This is a genomic window from Enterobacter cloacae complex sp. HYC080_NIDB, assembly GCF_056673325.1.
This window is the reverse complement of the sequence record NZ_CP114212.1, coordinates 2,135,245-2,150,357: the sequence shown is the minus strand read 5'-3', so window position 1 is coordinate 2,150,357 and position 15,113 is coordinate 2,135,245. Positions and strand designations below refer to the sequence as shown.

Genomic DNA, 15,113 nt, shown 5'->3' with positions numbered 1-15,113 from the left:
CGTCGTTCCTCATGCGGTTTTACTGAACGCTTCACGTACCAGCGTTTTGGTGAAACGCAGCCGACCGTCAAACGGCGGCTGGCTGTACTCTTCCGGATCACGGGTGAGATCGAACTGCGGCTGGTATCCCTGGCTGAGATAGAGCCGCACCGCTTCCGGCTGACGAAAACCGGTCGTCAGGTAGATCTGGCTGTAACCCGCCTGCACCGCCCTGCGCTCCAGTTCCTGCACCACGCGGGCAGCAAGCCCCTGCTGACGCAGGGATTTGTCCGTCCAGATGCGTTTAATTTCGGCGGTCCGTTCATCAAAGGGTTTGTACGCACCGGTGGCGATAATCTTCTCGTCACGTTCCAGCACGATAAACAACCCCTGTGGCGCTAAATACCACGCCGTGAGCTCCACTTCCGCGTCCTTAGAGAAGTAGTCGCCGTAGCGGGCGGCATATTCACCGAACAGCCCCTCGATAATCGGCTGCAGTTCGGCATCTTCCGGCGAAACATCACGAAATTGTTCACGCATAGCGCCTCCTTAATCTCCCAGACCTGCCGGGTTCACCTCGGAATGAGCAATGCGCTCAACCCCTTCTCCCCAGCGGTTTAGCACTTTGTCGTAATCGCCGTTTTTGATTACGCCATTAAGCGCGGTTTGCACCGGCTCGACCAGGCCGCAGCCTTTTCTCAGCGTGACCGCGATGTGCGCCGCTTTCGGCCAGCCGCCGTCCACGCTGCCGACGAGTTTGGTTTTGCCGTTGAGCGCCGCTTTCCACGCGCCTATCACGTTCGGGCCAAAGTAGGCATCCGCGCGCCCGGACTGCAGCGCCAGCGTTTGCGCCGCATCGTCTTTGGTGTAGATCGGAGTAAAGGGTTTCAGCCCTTTCCTGAGGTTCTCGGCATTCCATGCCAGCAGAATGGCTTCCTGATTGGTACCGGAACCCACAATAATCCTGAGCCCGGCGATGTCCTCTGCTTTTTTAAGCGAGGTAATCGGGCTGGTCGATTTCACGTAGAAACCGAGGGAGTCCTTACGGTAGGTGGCAAAATCAAACTTCTCTTTGCGCGCTTTGGTGACGGTAATATTGCTGATGGCGGCATCGTATTTCCCGGACGCCACGCCCAGCGGCCAGTCTTCCCACGAGGTCGGCACCACGTTCAGCTCCAGCCCGAGGCTGTCAGCCACCAGGCGAGCGACGTCAACCTCGCTTCCCAACAGCGTTTTGTTGTCATCGGAGAAAACCGTAAGCGGCGGTTGATTCAGCCCCGCCACCGCCACGGTAAATTTCCCGGGCACGGCAAAGCGATAATCCTTCGGTAGCTGCGCCACCGCATCACCGTTTTTGACGGTGTTGATCGGCGTTTTATTGGCCTCAATACTCACGCCAGTGCCGTTAATCGTGACATTCTCTGCCCGGACGACAGGGGTAAAGGCCAGCGCGAGCGCCAGAATAAGCGATGTTTTCTGCATAGCGGTGTTCTCGTTTATTGTTGTGTGAACGTGTTTTTCGGTTGATCCAGACCTAAGCTGTCGCGCAGCGTGGTGCCGGGATAGTCGGTACGGAACAGCCCGCGGGCCTGCAAAACGGGCACTACCTGGTCAACAAAGCGCGGGAAGGTATCCGGCGTGCCGCCCTGAATGATGAAGCCGTCTGCGGCATAGCCTTCAAACCAGGCCTGAAGGCCGTCTGCAACCTCTTCCGGCGTGCCGGAAAAACGCGGGCGCGGCGACGCGGCTTCCAGCGCCACCTGGCGCAGGGTTAAGTTGCGTTCGTGGGCGTTACGCTTAATTTCATCGGTGGTGCTGCGGAAGCTGTTTTTGCCTAGATCGCCGATATCCGGGAACGGCTCGTCAAGCGGGTACTGACTAAAATCGTGATGCTCAAAATAACGTCCGAGGTAATTAAGGGCATCGTTAATCGACACCAGCGCCGCCGTAGTCTGGTACTGGTTTTCCACGTCTTCGGCATCGCTGCCAACGATGACGCTGACGCCCTGGAAAATATGCAAATCTGACGCGCGCCGACCGTTCGTTTCCAACTGCTGCTTCACGTCGCGATAAAACGCTTTTGCTTCTTCGAAGGTGTCATGGTGGGTAAAAATGGCGTCGGCATGTTTTGCCGCCAGTTTTTTCCCGTCATCCGACGCACCGGCCTGAAAGACAACCGGACGTCCTTGCGGCGTGCGACCAATATTGAGCGGCCCGGCGACCTGGAAGAAATCCCCGTGATGATTCAGGGGGTGCAGTTTAGCCGGGTCAAAAAACTGACCGCTCTCTTTATTACGGATAAAGGCATCCTCTTCCCAGGAGTCCCAAAGTCCTTTCACCACGTCCAGATACTCATCGGCAATGCGATAGCGCAGCGCATGTTCCGGGTGTTTTTCGCGGGAAAAGTTCTTCGCTGAACCTTCCAGCGGCGAAGTCACCACGTTCCAGCCAGCGCGTCCGTTGCTCAGGTGGTCGAGGCTGGCGAACTGCCGTGCCGTGGTAAAGGGCTCGCTGTAGGAGGTGGATAAGGTTCCCACCAGCCCCAGTCGCGAGGTAATACTTGCCAGCGCGGATAACACCGTTAAGGGCTCAAACCGGTTTAAAAAATGCGGGATCGATTTTTCGTTAATATAAAGACCGTCGGCAACGAATAAGAAATCGAGTTTGCCCTCTTCCGCTTTCAATGCCGTCTCTTTAACGAAATCAAAATTGATACTGGCATCCGCGATGGCTGCCGGGTGACGCCAGGCGGACATATTTCCGGATGCACCATGCAAAATGGTCCCGAGCCGCAGTTGACGATGTGCAGACATATTTACCTCATGATTAATCAGACGTGTTGCAGGGCGTGTTCCGCAAGCTGGGCAAAATAGCGGGCAGCGGGTTCAATTAAGGCTTCATCCGGATTAAATGCCGGGTGGTGTAAACCAAACGGACTGTTGCTGCCGATGCTGACAAACGCGCCGGGCACAGACTGGAGATAGACTGCGAAATCTTCTCCGCCCATATGTAGCTCGGCGTGATGGGTTTCATACCCCGCTTCACGGGCGACCGAGGTGGCGAAATCGGCCCAGCGTTGGTCATTGACCAGCGCAGTGGGCCCGGCAAACCAGGTGATATCAATCTGCGCGCTAAAGGCGCTGGCAAAACCGGCCGCAATTTCCCCCACGCGGGCCTTCACGTTTTGCTGCACTTCCGTGCGGTGAGTGCGTAGCGTACCTTCCAGCTCAACGCTTTCCGGCAGCACGTTCCAGGTGTTGCCCCCGGCGATGCGCGTCACGCTCAGCACTACCGAATCCAGCGTATTCACATTGCGGCTGGCAACGCTTTGCAGCGCGGTCACCAGCTGGCTGGCCAGGAGAATAGCGTCGTTGCCTTCATGCGGGCGCGCGGCGTGCGCGCCTTTACCGGTAATGCGGATCGCGAAGCGGTCGACGTTGGCATAGAACGGCCCGCCACGGGTCGCGAACTTCCCCACCGGCAGGCCGGGCTCGTTGTGCATCCCAAAAATCGCGCTGACATCCCGCAGGGCACCGGCCCGCACCATGCTCTTCGCCCCCCCAAAGTTCTCTTCGGCTGGCTGAAACAGGATACGCACCCGCCCCTTAAGCGAGGCTTCCCGCGCTTTCAGTTTTAACGCTGCACCGAGGATCACGCTGGTATGGATATCGTGTCCGCAGGCATGCATCACGCCGGGCTGCTGCGAGCTAAACGGCACGCCGCTGCGCTCCTCAATGGGCAGGGCATCAATGTCTGCCCGCAGCGCGATCAGTTTGTTACCGGTCCCGATCTCCGCCACCACACCGGTCGGCAGGTCGTAAGGCAGCGGCGTGATGCCCGCGGCTGAAAGCCACCGGCGCAGGCGCGCCGTCGTTTCCACTTCCTGGCCGGACAGCTCCGGGTTCTGATGCAGCTCGCGACGCCAGGCAATCAGTTGTTCACCAAAGCTCATACGGTAACCTCCCTGTTCAGACGCGCCTCGGCCAGCAAACGCAGGGACTGCACGCGCGTTGCCCCCTCCGCAACCGGCGTGTCGATGATAAATTCGTCGATCCCCCACTGCGCGTGTAGCGCGTTCAGCTGTTCCAGCACCGACTCCGCCGTCCCCGCCAGCAGCGACTGGGCGCGACGGGCGATGCGCACCGGCTCGCTCCCGGCCTGACGGGCAAAGGCATAGGCCTGATCCTCGCTGGCGACGGTCACGCGCTGGCCGTTTGCCAGCTCAACACCCCACACTTCGACCTTCTGCGCCAGGGCTTCGGCCTCAACCTGGGTCGGTGCGATAATCGCCTGCACCGCCACTATCACCTCCCGCGCGCTGTTCTTACGCCAGGTCGAAACCACCTCGCGTAACAGTTCCGGATCTCCGTTCAGATGCGCGGCAAAGACAAAGTGCCAGTCGAGTGATGCGGCGAGCAGCGCGCTTTCCGTGCTGGCGCCCAGCAGAAAACCCTGTGCAGGTACCGGCGGCAGCGGCGTGGCGCGAACGGCTTCCTCCGCTGAGTGGTTTTCAGGGCGGATCCAGCGATCGAGCTGGGCCAGCTGTTCGGCAAAGCTGCCCTTTTCCTGCTGATCCAGCCCCAGCTGCAGCGCGCGGGTCGAGAGCGGTAATCCCCCAGGCGCTTTTCCGACGCCAAGATCCACGCGGCCGGGCGCCAGCGCGGCCAGCACGTTGAAATTCTCGGCGACTTTATAAGGGCTGTAGTGCTGGAGCATGACGCCCCCGGAACCGACCCGGATGCGCGTTGTTTGCCCGAGGATCCAGGCAATCAGCAGCTCCGGCGAGGGACTGGCAAGCTGAGGGGTATTGTGGTGTTCGGCAATCCAGAAGCGGTGATAGCCCAGATTTTCTGCCTGCTGCGCCAGCGCTAAGGTACGCGCCAGTGCATCGGCAGCCGTTTCGTTTTCAGCGATGGGGCTTTTGTCCAGAATGCTGATTCGCCATGACATGTTGCGTTCTCGTTTGACTTAACATGTCGACATTATTAAAGGCGTATTTCACCACTGAGAAACAATTAATTTACATTTAGTTTTCTGGAAATCAGATATACAGCGCCCTGCTAGGGATGAGTTTTCAGCGAAGCAATCAGCGCATCCGCCTCCTGGCGATGGGTGATGCGAACAAACTGAATGTGGGCGTATTGCGGGTTTTTCATATCAGCGTCGTAACGCTCGCGGTTAATGCGCCAGGTTTTAAGGGTCCAGATGATGATGGATTCCCGGCTGAAAAATGAGCGGCGGAAGCTTTCGCAGTTTCCGGTGCCAGGCCACAGTTCCTGTTGGTGCCATGCGCGTTTTAACGCGCGCGTCACCGCCTGCCAGAGCGTACGGATAAAACCGCAGTCCACCCACACGACCAGATCAACCTCACGCCATTTCACCGGGCGCGTGCGGTTGTAGTTGCCATCAAGCACCCAGCCGGGTGTGGCAGCAAGCGTATTTGCCAGCGTCTCCAGTAGCTCCTCATCGGGCGTTCCCTTCCATTCAGGGCGCCAGTAGAGCCTGTCCATCTCAATATAAGGGAGCGACAGTTCCGTCGCGATGCGCCGGGCAAGCGTACTCTTTCCGCTCCCGCTGGTACCGATAATATTGATTTTCACCGTTCCGCCTGGCCATGCTGAAGAAAACATTTCGGATCATATCGTTTTATTTTTGTTAATGAAATGCCCGTGACGCGCTGCCTCATTGCGCGCTACCTCAACGTAATTATTAAGGATTTCTGATGATTAAAGCAGCACTTCACTATTAGTTCTGTCTAAAAACTCGCCACGATTCAGCGTGTTGTAATCCTCATCTGCTCTGACCACACGATTTCCTTCGACCTGCATCACTTTCGACACGGTTATATTTTGCGTCGCTTATGAATTGCAGGTAGGATGCCTCGCCATGTTTCGCCTTATCCATACGCAGAATGACTGGGAAGGCGACATGTGTTTGCGCAGAAGCAATCGTTTGTATCGCTCTCTGCCAGGCAGGACTATCACGATAATGGTTCAGACAGGCAAACAGGTAACTCAATGAAAACAAGCAATAAAAGCGCAGCCGATCATCACGCTGCTAAACGTCGCTGGTTGAACTCCCACGAAGAGGGCTACCACAAAGCGATGGGCAACCGTCAGGTGCAAATGATCGCCATCGGCGGCGCTATCGGAACAGGTCTGTTTTTAGGTGCTGGTGCGCGTCTGCAAATGGCTGGCCCGGCTCTCGCCCTGGTGTATCTGGTGTGCGGGATCTTCTCTTTCTTCATTCTTCGCGCACTGGGTGAACTGGTGCTGCATCGTCCGTCCAGCGGGAGTTTTGTTTCCTACGCCCGTGAATTCCTCGGTGAAAAAGCGGCCTACGTGGCAGGCTGGATGTACTTCGTCAACTGGGCGATGACCGGTATCGTCGATATCACCGCCGTTGCGCTCTACATGCACTACTGGGGCGCGTTCGGTGACGTGCCGCAGTGGGTCTTTGCCCTTGGTGCGCTGGCGATTGTCGGCACCATGAACATGATCGGCGTGAAGTGGTTCGCCGAAATGGAGTTCTGGTTTGCGCTGGTAAAAGTGCTGGCGATTGTGATTTTCCTGGTCGTCGGGACCGTGTTCCTCGGCAGCGGTAAGCCGCTGGATGGCAATGCCACCGGCTTCCACCTGATAACCGATAACGGCGGTTTCTTCCCGCACGGTCTGCTGCCTGCGCTGGTTCTGGTTCAGGGCGTCGTGTTTGCCTTTGCCTCTATCGAACTGGTGGGTACCGCAGCGGGTGAATGTAAAGACCCGCAGACCATGGTGCCGAAAGCCATTAACAGCGTGATCTGGCGTATCGGTCTGTTCTACGTTGGTTCCGTGGTGCTGCTGGTTCTGCTGCTGCCGTGGAATGCCTATCAGGCTGGTCAGAGCCCGTTTGTCACCTTCTTCTCTAAGCTCGGCGTGCCTTACGTTGGCAGCATCATGAACATCGTGGTACTGACGGCGGCACTCTCCAGCCTCAACTCCGGCCTTTACTCTACCGGTCGTATCCTGCGCTCTATGTCGATGGGCGGTTCTGCGCCGAAGTTCATGTCGAAGATGAGCAAGCAGCACGTACCGTATGCCGGTATTCTGGCGACACTGGTGGTGTATGTCTTCGGTGTATTCCTGAACTATCTGGTGCCGTCTCAGGTTTTCGAGATCGTTCTGAACGTGGCCGCACTTGGAATTATCGCCTCCTGGGCCTTTATCGTGGTTTGCCAGATGCGCCTGCGTAAAGCCATTAAAGAAGGCAAAGCCGCAGACGTCAGCTTTAAGCTGCCGGGCGCACCGGTGACCTCATGGCTCACCCTGCTCTTCCTGTTTAGCGTGCTGGTACTGATGGCGTTCGACTACCCGAACGGTACCTATACCATCGCCACCATTCCGCTGCTGGCCGTATTGCTGATCGCAGGCTGGTTCGGCGTACGTAAACGCGTTCACGAAATTCACAGCACCGCGCCGGTTCATCCTGATGATGAAAAACACGACGCACCGCTGGTGGAAGAGACCTCGCGTTAATAAAAAAGCCGGGTGGCGGCTTCGCCTTACCCGGCCTTCATCTTATCGTTTTTGCAGGCCCGGTAAGCGCAGCGCCACCGGGCAATTCCCACATTAGAGTGCAATACGAATCACATCGTCAGGCTGAGTGGCTTCCTGCTGGCGAGTGGATTTTTGTTTCACCGTCACGTACAGGATTTTGCCATCGGCAGACAGCGCCAGGCTATTCGGGTAGACAGGCGTGTCGAAGGTTTTTGTCACCTTATAAGACTTCGCGTCAATCACGCTCACTTTACCGGCTCCACGGTGCGTCACGTAGGCTTCATTGCGAGCCGGGTTAAACAGAACCGCCAGTGATTCAGGCGCCGCAATTTTCTCAATCACGCTGCCGTCTTTCAGGCTCACCACCAGCACTTCCGGCTGTTTTGAGTCGGTCAGGAAGGCACGCTGACCGGCGGTGTCCAGGCTCAAATTCAGGTAGAAGTGTTCTTTGCCGTCGTCCTGCACTTTTTTGCGGCTGAGGATGGTGTTGGTGGCGGTATCAATGGTGACCAGCTCGCCGTCCGCATTCGTTGTATACAGGCGTTTCGCCCTGGCATCAAGCGCCAGCCCGGTGCTGTAGGTACCCGTATTTGCGATGGTTCCTTTCAGCTTCAGCGTGGCGCCATCCACCACCCAAATCACGCTCTCTTTGCCCACCCCGGTGATGTAAATCGTGTTGCTCGCGTCATCTGCCACCAGCTGTCGCGGCTGCAGCGGTTTCACCGTTTCGCTGCGCTGGCGACTATCGAGCACCAGACGCCCTTTCACGTCGCCCGTTTTCGCATCAATGGCCGTCACCGCACCGTTGATCGTGTTACCCAACCACAGGGTTTGCGTCGCGCCGTCGAGGGTTGCACCAAAAGGTTTGAGATCGCTATGAATGGCCTGCGTGACCTCCAGCGTGGCAGGATCAAGACGATAGATAATCCCACCCTTGTCAGTTTTACGGCTTTGCGACGTCGCAACCCACAGCGCATTCTCCTGCTGGCTGACCGCCATTTCATAGGCACCTTTACCCACTGCTTTACGCAGCATCTCTTCGGCGGCATGCACCTGGAAGGTTCCGGCAAACAGTAAAGCGGCAGACAGCAGAGAGGTGCTCAGTCGCGGTGAGCACAGATGGCGTAAAGACATAACAATTCCTTTTTTGAAAAATGGGAGTACGGCTGACATCGCTTCCGGCTGGCAACGTCATGGCGTCGCCGTTATGATAATGAGAATAGTAATCATTAATGAGTTAAAAGTGGAGTTTTTCTTTCCCTTCTCGCCTTTCATTAACGCAATGTGCGGTTATAGTTTTCAAAACATTTACAAAACCTTTAACATGTATGGACATGTTCCATTTGGTTCGTTTACACACCACAACCGGTTTTACTCATGAAAATCATTTCTGCCCGTAAGGCATCTCTCCCGCTGCTGCTGGTCCCCGTTGTTTTTGTGCCGCTTAGTGCGATCGGCGCAGAGGAACAAACCATGATCGTCAGCGCCACGCCGCAAACCGTATCAGAGCTTGATACCCCGGCGGCGGTCAGCGTCGTGAATGGCGATGATATGCGTCATGCCACGCCACGCATTAACCTCTCTGAATCGCTTGGCAGCGTTCCCGGGCTGCAAATCCAGAACCGGCAGAACTATGCCCAGGATCTCCAGCTTTCAGTGCGTGGGTTTGGTGCCCGATCAACGTTTGGCGTGCGCGGCATTCGCATGTATGTCGACGGTATCCCTGCCACCATGCCGGACGGACAGGGCCAGACGTCTAACATTGATCTCTCCAGCATTGACAGCGTTGAAGTGCTGCGTGGCCCCTTCTCTGCCCTGTACGGTAACGCCTCTGGCGGCGTGATTAACATGACTACCCAGACCGGGCAGCAGCCACCGACCCTTGAGGCGAGCAGCTATTACGGCAGTTACGGTACATGGCGCTATGGAATGAAAGCCACCGGCGCCATGGGTGACGGAACGCATGCGGGAGACGTGGATTACACGGTTTCGACTACCCGCTTCACCACCAAAGGCTTCCGCGACCACAGCGGCGCGCGGAAGAATCTGGCTAACGCCAAACTGGGTGTACGCATTGACGACGCCAGCAAGCTGACGCTGATTTTCAACAGCGTGGACATGAAAGCCAACGATCCGGGCGGGCTGAGCTATCAGGAGTGGCAAAACAACCCGCGTCAGTCTCCGCGCGGCGATCAGTACAACACGCGCAAGACCATCAAGCAGACCCAGGCCGGTCTGCGCTATGACCGTCAGCTTAGCGCTCAGGACGATCTGAGCGTGATGATGTATGCCGGTGAGCGTGAAATGACGCAGTATCAGTCGATTCCTTATCAGCCGCAGCTGCGACCTTCTCACTCCGGCGGCGTGATTGATATGCAGCGCCACTATCAGGGCGTTGATACCCGCTGGACGCACCGTGGTGAGCTGCTGGTGCCGGTCACCTTCACCACCGGTCTGAACTATGAAAACATGAGTGAAGATCGTCGCGGGTACGAAAACTTCGTGATGAACAACGGCGTGCCGGATTACGGCGTTAAAGGCGATAAGCGTCGTGATGAACGCAATCTGATGTGGAACGTCGATCCTTATCTGCAAACCAGCTGGCAGTTAACGCAGAAACTTTCCGTCGACGCGGGCGTGCGTTACAGCTCGGTCTGGTTCGATTCCAACGACCACTACGTTACGCCGGGGAACGGCGATGACAGCGGTGACGCGAGCTATCACAAATGGCTCCCGGCAGGCTCGGTGAAATATGCGGTGACGGACGCGTGGAACCTCTATGCGGCCGCAGGACGTGGATTCGAAACGCCGACCATCAACGAACTTTCTTATCGCGCCGATAATCAGGGCGGCCTGAACATCGGCCTGAAACCTTCCACGAACAACACCTATGAAGTGGGCAGCAAAACCCGCATCGGTAATGGTCTGCTGACGGCAGCGCTGTTCCGCACAGACACAGATGATGAGATCGTGGTAGATGCCAGCGCTGGCGGTCGTACAAGCTATAAAAATGCCGGGAAAACTCGCCGTCAGGGAGTAGAAGTCTCTCTCGATCAACAGTTTGCTGAGAACTGGAAACTGAAAATGGCGTGGACGTACCTGGACGCCACCTACCGCACCAACGTCTGCGGCGATGCCGACTGTAATGGCAACCGTATGCCGGGCATTGCCCGCAATATGGGCTTCGCGTCGTTTGGCTGGCAGCCAGAAGAAGGCTGGTACGCGGGTTCTGACGTGCGCTATATGAGCGACATCATGGCTGATGACGAAAACACGGCGAAAGCGCCGTCGTACACGGTGGTTGGGCTCAATACCGGGTATAAATTTAACTATGGCAACTGGGGAATGGACGTCTTTGGCCGCGTAGATAACCTGTTCGACAAAGAGTATGTCGGCTCCGTTATTGTTAACGAATCGAACGGGCGTTATTACGAGCCCGCACCTGGCCGTAACTACGGTGTTGGTCTGTCGGTCTCTTATCGCTTCGAGTGAGAAAAAAAGTAAAGTTTATTTTATAAATGAAATAATGCTCCTGATGGCAATAAGCCATCAGGAGTTATTCACCAGATAAATAATTAGGTGCGGGATATAGTCGCTCTGCTAAATAATCTCTTAGTTAAAATATTGTCGCTGTAAAAGCGTATTCGCTTCATCAATCAACTTATCAATGGCCTTCTGGCTGGCATCAACATCTCTTCTCTCAAGGGCTGAAAGCAGCTCGTCATAGTGATAAGTCGACACTTTGATGTCATCAAGCTCACGGTGAAGATAGTTAATACACGGGCCGATGCGCACCCATAGCTGTTCAATCAACGCATTCAGCGTCGGCATTTCGGCATACTGATAAAGCGTAAACCGGAAAACGCGATTCGCATGGAGCGCCTGCTGGACGTTCCCGTTGCGCATGGCCTCATGAAATACGTCCGACAATTTGCGCAACGTCTCCAGCTTTTGCTCAGACATATTCTGACAGGCTGCGGCGACTGCCATGGGCTCAAGCTGTTTGCGAATGGCGTTAATTTCGTTATAACGATCTAGCGTGACCTCTGGCACCAGAAAGGCCTGCGCGGGCGTAGCGTGTAACGCCCCTGCCGACACCAGACGCAGCAGCGCTTCGCGGACCGGCGTAATACTGGTTCCCAATTTATCGGCAATCTCTTTCGTAATCAGCCGTGCGCCAGGTTTGAGGGAGCCTGTAATTAATGCTCCTTTCAAACTGAGTTCAACTTGCATGGTAAGACTGATCCTTTGGGCTTTTTCTAAGTGATCCAAATCAAGCATGTTCAATTCCTGTAGCTAAAACTTAATGCTATTTTTAAGCGTCGGTTTAATAAAACGACGCTGCTTCGATATATCCTGTATCGTCATGCCTGGTGGTGGGAAGTACGTAAAAACAGCAAAAAAAGCAAACTGTGATTTTTTATCGGCTTCGGGCGCATCCGGGATGATGGCGCGAAAAACCATGTCCGTTAATTAAAGACAATATATCGTATCTTCACAAATAAATATGGCGGGAAACCCCGCCATCATGCTTTTTATTTATTGTCACCCGCGACGCGAATCACGACTTTGCCGAAATTTCGACCTTCCAGCAGGCCAATCAGCGCCTCGGGCGCGTTCTCCAGCCCATCCGTGACCTGTTCACGATAGTGAATTTTACCTTCCTGCACCCAGCGCCCCATCTCGTCCTGGAACGCCTTAATGTGGTGGCCATAGTCCTGAGCGATAATGAACCCCTGCATCCGAATACGTTTCTTCAGAATTGTGCCCATCAGCAGCGGCAAGCGATCCGGTCCTTCAGGCAAGCCCGTCGCATTGTAGCCACTCACCAGGCCGCAAACCGGCACGCGCGCAGAGGTATTCAGTAGCGGCAGTACGGCGTCAAAGACTTTCCCCCCGACGTTTTCATAATAGACATCAATCCCTTTCGGGCAGGCGTGCTTCAGCTGGTCGGCAAAATCCGCCGCGTGGTGATCGAGACACTGATCAAACCCAAGAACATCAACGGCATGACGGCACTTTTCTGCCCCACCGGCAACGCCCACTACCCGGCAACCTTTGATTTTGCCAATCTGCCCAACGGTGGCGCCAACCGGACCTGTCGCCGCAGCGACCACCAGCGTTTCACCCGCTTTCGGTTGTCCGATATCCAGTAACCCCATATAGGCGGTAAAACCAGGCATACCCAGAATACCCAGCGACCAGGAAGGATGAGACGGATTGTCGCCCAGCTTGACCAGGCCGCTGCCGTCCGAAAGTTCATATTCCTGCCAGCCGCTGTAGCCCAGCACCCATTCACCGGGTTTGAAATCGGGATGGTTTGACTGCTCAACGCGGCTGACCGTTCCCCCGACCATCACGGCACCCACCTCTACCGGAGGGGAATAGGATGGCGCATCGCTCATGCGACCCCGCATATACGGATCCAGCGACAGCCAGACGGTACGAAGCAACAGCTGCCCCTCAACGGGCGTGGGAACAGGTTGTGTTTCCAGACGAAAATTTTCCGCGACCGGCGCGCCCTGTGGACGAGAAGCCAGCACCCAGCGGCGATTTTGCGAAACAGCGTGATTCATCAGGATCTCCTTCTGCTACAAATGTCATTACAGCCTGGCTCATGAACGGCGTTATCGCTTCCTTTACGAGCCCGACTGGTTAAGCCGTACAACCAGATAGACACAGCTTTCATTCGTTTCGTTGATGAAACGGCAGTCATTTGGCGGCCCAAGTTCAAGACAGTCACCGGCCTGCATCTCGTGGCGTGTGTCGCCTTCCTGAAACACCAGCTCGCCGGACTGCAGCCAGATGAGCTGACGAGCCAGCGCGTAAGACGATGCGGGCATCGGCACATCGCTCCCGGCAGGCAGTTCTACCTGAACAAGGTCGATGGGCAGATCGGTACGGGGAGAAACATGACGGCGGAGATAGTGCGTTTGCGGGTCGCGCCAGACAGGCTGATTGGCAAGGCGCAGGAGTTTACCTTCCTGCATCTCCGCGCGTGCAATCAGCGTGGACATGCTGATGCCAAACGCGCCGGACAGGCGGGCAAGAAGAGTCGCTGTCGGGCTGCTGTCTCCGCGCTCAATTTTGTGGATCATCGCGCGCGAGACCCCTGCCCGGTCAGCCAGCTCGCTCAGGGACCATCCGCGGGACTCGCGTTCAAGACGAATTCTTGCACTAATTCGTTGATTCATTGTGTCTGTTATTGTGTTCATGACGTCATACTATAGTGTATGAATGGCATTTCAATGGGGTTCTGATAACAAAAAATAAGGCTTATGGCATAGCGCCCGGACGATGCAGTTGTGTAATATCGTATCTACAACGTAATACTATAGTGAACAACACACAGAGGGAACATCATGATCGTTCGTCATGCCTGCAAAGAAGACTGCGCTGCGATAGGAGAGATCTATAACCACGCGGTGCTGCACACTGCCGCGATCTGGAACGATAAAACCGTCGATACCAATAACCGTATCGCGTGGTTTGAGGCTCGTACACTTGCAGGCTATCCGGTTCTGGTGAGCGAGGAAAACGGTGTTGTTACCGGATACGCCTCTTTCGGTGACTGGCGAGCCTTTGATGGTTTCCGCCATACGGTAGAACATTCGGTCTATGTCCATCCGGATCATCAGGGCAAGGGGATTGGCCGCACGTTGATGAAAGCGCTGATTAACGAGGCCCGCACCCTCGGTAAACATGTGATGGTGGCCGGTATTGAAGCGCAAAATCAGGCCTCCATTCACCTTCATGAAACCCTCGGTTTCGTGACTACCGGACAAATGCCGCAGGTGGGAACCAAGTTTGGCCGGTGGCTGGACTTAATATTTATGCAGCTGCAGCTTGACGAGCGCAGCGACCCGGACGCTATTCCATGAATCAATCACTGACGCTGGCATTTCTGGTGGCGGCGGGAATCGGTCTGGTGGTACAGAATACCTTGATGGTGCGCATCACCCAATCCTCCTCCACCATTCTGATCGCGATGCTGCTCAACTCGCTGGTCGGCATCGTGCTGTTTGTCAGCATTCTGCTGCTGAAACAGGGCGTCGCCGGGTTTAGCGAGCTGGCCGCAACGGTGCGCTGGTGGACGCTTATTCCGGGGCTGCTGGGTTCGTTTTTCGTCTTTGCCAGTATCAGCGGATATCAGAACGTTGGCGCAGCGACCACCATCGCCGTACTGGTGGCCAGCCAGCTGATCGGTGGGCTGGTGATGGACGTTCTGAGAAGCCATGGCGTTCCACTCCGCGCCCTGGCAGGCCCGGTGTGCGGTGCGGTGATGCTGGTTGTCGGGGCCTGGCTGGTCGCACGACGCCAGTTTTGAGGCTACAGAATCGTGCCGCCTTTGGTCAGCTGTTCCTGCCGCGCGTCCATTTCTTCTTTATGCTGCTTACCGTGATGCGAAATCGCGGTACGCAGACGCTGCTGCTGGGTATAGCGTTCTTCCCGGCTGAGCTCGGCATCATCGCTCAGTTCAATCAGCAGTTCGTTCATATGGGCAATCACGCTCTCGTCGATGGCGGCATCCACGCGGGCGATCACGTCGTTTAAATGTGACATTGTCACTCCTCCTCACGTGCCCGGTGGCGCTACGCT

General features: G+C 56.0%; 13 protein-coding genes and 1 pseudogene. 4 read left to right on the top strand and 10 right to left on the bottom strand.

The annotated features are described in order from the left end of the window. Positions 1 to 9: 9 nt before the first annotated feature. The 5 genes and pseudogenes from O1723_RS10185 to O1723_RS10165 all read right to left on the bottom strand — a co-directional run bounded on the left by O1723_RS10185 (position 10) and on the right by O1723_RS10165 (position 5,579). Entirely contained in the window at positions 10 to 519 is a 510-nt protein-coding gene (locus O1723_RS10185; protein WP_014883937.1) for a GNAT family N-acetyltransferase, read from the bottom strand. Positions 520 to 528: 9 nt separating this feature from the next. Further along, positions 529 to 2,792 (bottom strand): annotated as a pseudogene (locus tag O1723_RS10180) (NtaA/DmoA family FMN-dependent monooxygenase). Between the two features lie 17 nt (positions 2,793 to 2,809). Continuing rightward, positions 2,810 to 3,931 (bottom strand): amidohydrolase, encoded by a 1,122-nt coding sequence (locus tag O1723_RS10175; RefSeq protein WP_014883940.1) that lies wholly within the window; start codon positions 3,929 to 3,931, stop codon positions 2,810 to 2,812. After that, positions 3,928 to 4,929, bottom strand: coding sequence for an LLM class flavin-dependent oxidoreductase (locus O1723_RS10170; protein WP_014883941.1), 1,002 nt, complete (start codon positions 4,927 to 4,929; stop codon positions 3,928 to 3,930). The genes O1723_RS10175 and O1723_RS10170 overlap by 4 nt, the downstream gene beginning before the upstream one ends. Positions 4,930 to 5,039: 110 nt before the next feature. Beyond that, positions 5,040 to 5,579, bottom strand: coding sequence for an AAA family ATPase (locus O1723_RS10165; protein ID WP_023337348.1), 540 nt, complete (start codon positions 5,577 to 5,579; stop codon positions 5,040 to 5,042). Positions 5,580 to 5,996: 417 nt separating this feature from the next. Between O1723_RS10165 and ansP the strand changes: the two genes are divergently transcribed. Further along, entirely contained in the window at positions 5,997 to 7,493 is a 1,497-nt protein-coding gene (gene ansP, locus O1723_RS10160) for an L-asparagine permease (RefSeq protein WP_014883943.1), read from the top strand. A gap of 93 nt (positions 7,494 to 7,586) precedes the next feature. Here the strand turns inward: ansP and yncE are convergent, their stop codons facing one another. Then, positions 7,587 to 8,648 (bottom strand): 7-bladed beta-propeller protein YncE, encoded by a 1,062-nt coding sequence (yncE, locus tag O1723_RS10155; protein WP_014883944.1) that lies wholly within the window; start codon positions 8,646 to 8,648, stop codon positions 7,587 to 7,589. A 243-nt stretch (positions 8,649 to 8,891) separates the two neighbouring features. On the opposite strand from yncE, the gene pqqU reads away from it, so the two are divergent. Further along, complete coding sequence (gene pqqU, locus O1723_RS10150; protein ID WP_014883945.1) at positions 8,892 to 11,006, top strand: TonB-dependent receptor PqqU; 2,115 nt, start codon at positions 8,892 to 8,894, stop codon at positions 11,004 to 11,006. A 120-nt stretch (positions 11,007 to 11,126) separates the two neighbouring features. Here pqqU and O1723_RS10145 read toward each other — a convergent pair whose 3' ends face one another. The 3 genes from O1723_RS10145 to O1723_RS10135 all read right to left on the bottom strand — a co-directional run bounded on the left by O1723_RS10145 (position 11,127) and on the right by O1723_RS10135 (position 13,729). After that, a complete protein-coding gene (locus O1723_RS10145) occupies positions 11,127 to 11,795 on the bottom strand; it encodes a GntR family transcriptional regulator (RefSeq protein ID WP_014883946.1) in 669 nt (222 codons plus the stop codon). A gap of 254 nt (positions 11,796 to 12,049) precedes the next feature. Next, positions 12,050 to 13,090, bottom strand: coding sequence for an NADP-dependent oxidoreductase (locus O1723_RS10140; protein ID WP_023330497.1), 1,041 nt, complete (start codon positions 13,088 to 13,090; stop codon positions 12,050 to 12,052). 63 nt (positions 13,091 to 13,153) lie between these two features. Next, complete coding sequence (locus O1723_RS10135; RefSeq protein ID WP_014883947.1) at positions 13,154 to 13,729, bottom strand: helix-turn-helix domain-containing protein; 576 nt, start codon at positions 13,727 to 13,729, stop codon at positions 13,154 to 13,156. Between the two features lie 147 nt (positions 13,730 to 13,876). Here O1723_RS10135 and O1723_RS10130 point away from each other — a divergent pair, with 147 nt between their 5' ends. After that, the gene (locus O1723_RS10130; RefSeq protein WP_014883948.1) at positions 13,877 to 14,395 is read left to right on the top strand and encodes a GNAT family N-acetyltransferase; all 519 of its coding nucleotides are present in this window, start codon (positions 13,877 to 13,879) and stop codon (positions 14,393 to 14,395) included. Further along, positions 14,392 to 14,841 carry a DMT family transporter gene (locus O1723_RS10125; protein WP_014883949.1) on the top strand — a complete coding sequence of 150 codons (450 nt, stop codon included), beginning with the start codon at positions 14,392 to 14,394 and terminating at the stop codon, positions 14,839 to 14,841. Before O1723_RS10130 ends, O1723_RS10125 begins: the two co-directional genes overlap by 4 nt. Positions 14,842 to 14,843: 2 nt before the next feature. Here the strand turns inward: O1723_RS10125 and O1723_RS10120 are convergent, their stop codons facing one another. After that, a complete protein-coding gene (locus tag O1723_RS10120) occupies positions 14,844 to 15,077 on the bottom strand; it encodes a YdcY family protein (RefSeq protein WP_014883950.1) in 234 nt (77 codons plus the stop codon). Positions 15,078 to 15,113 lie beyond the last annotated feature (36 nt).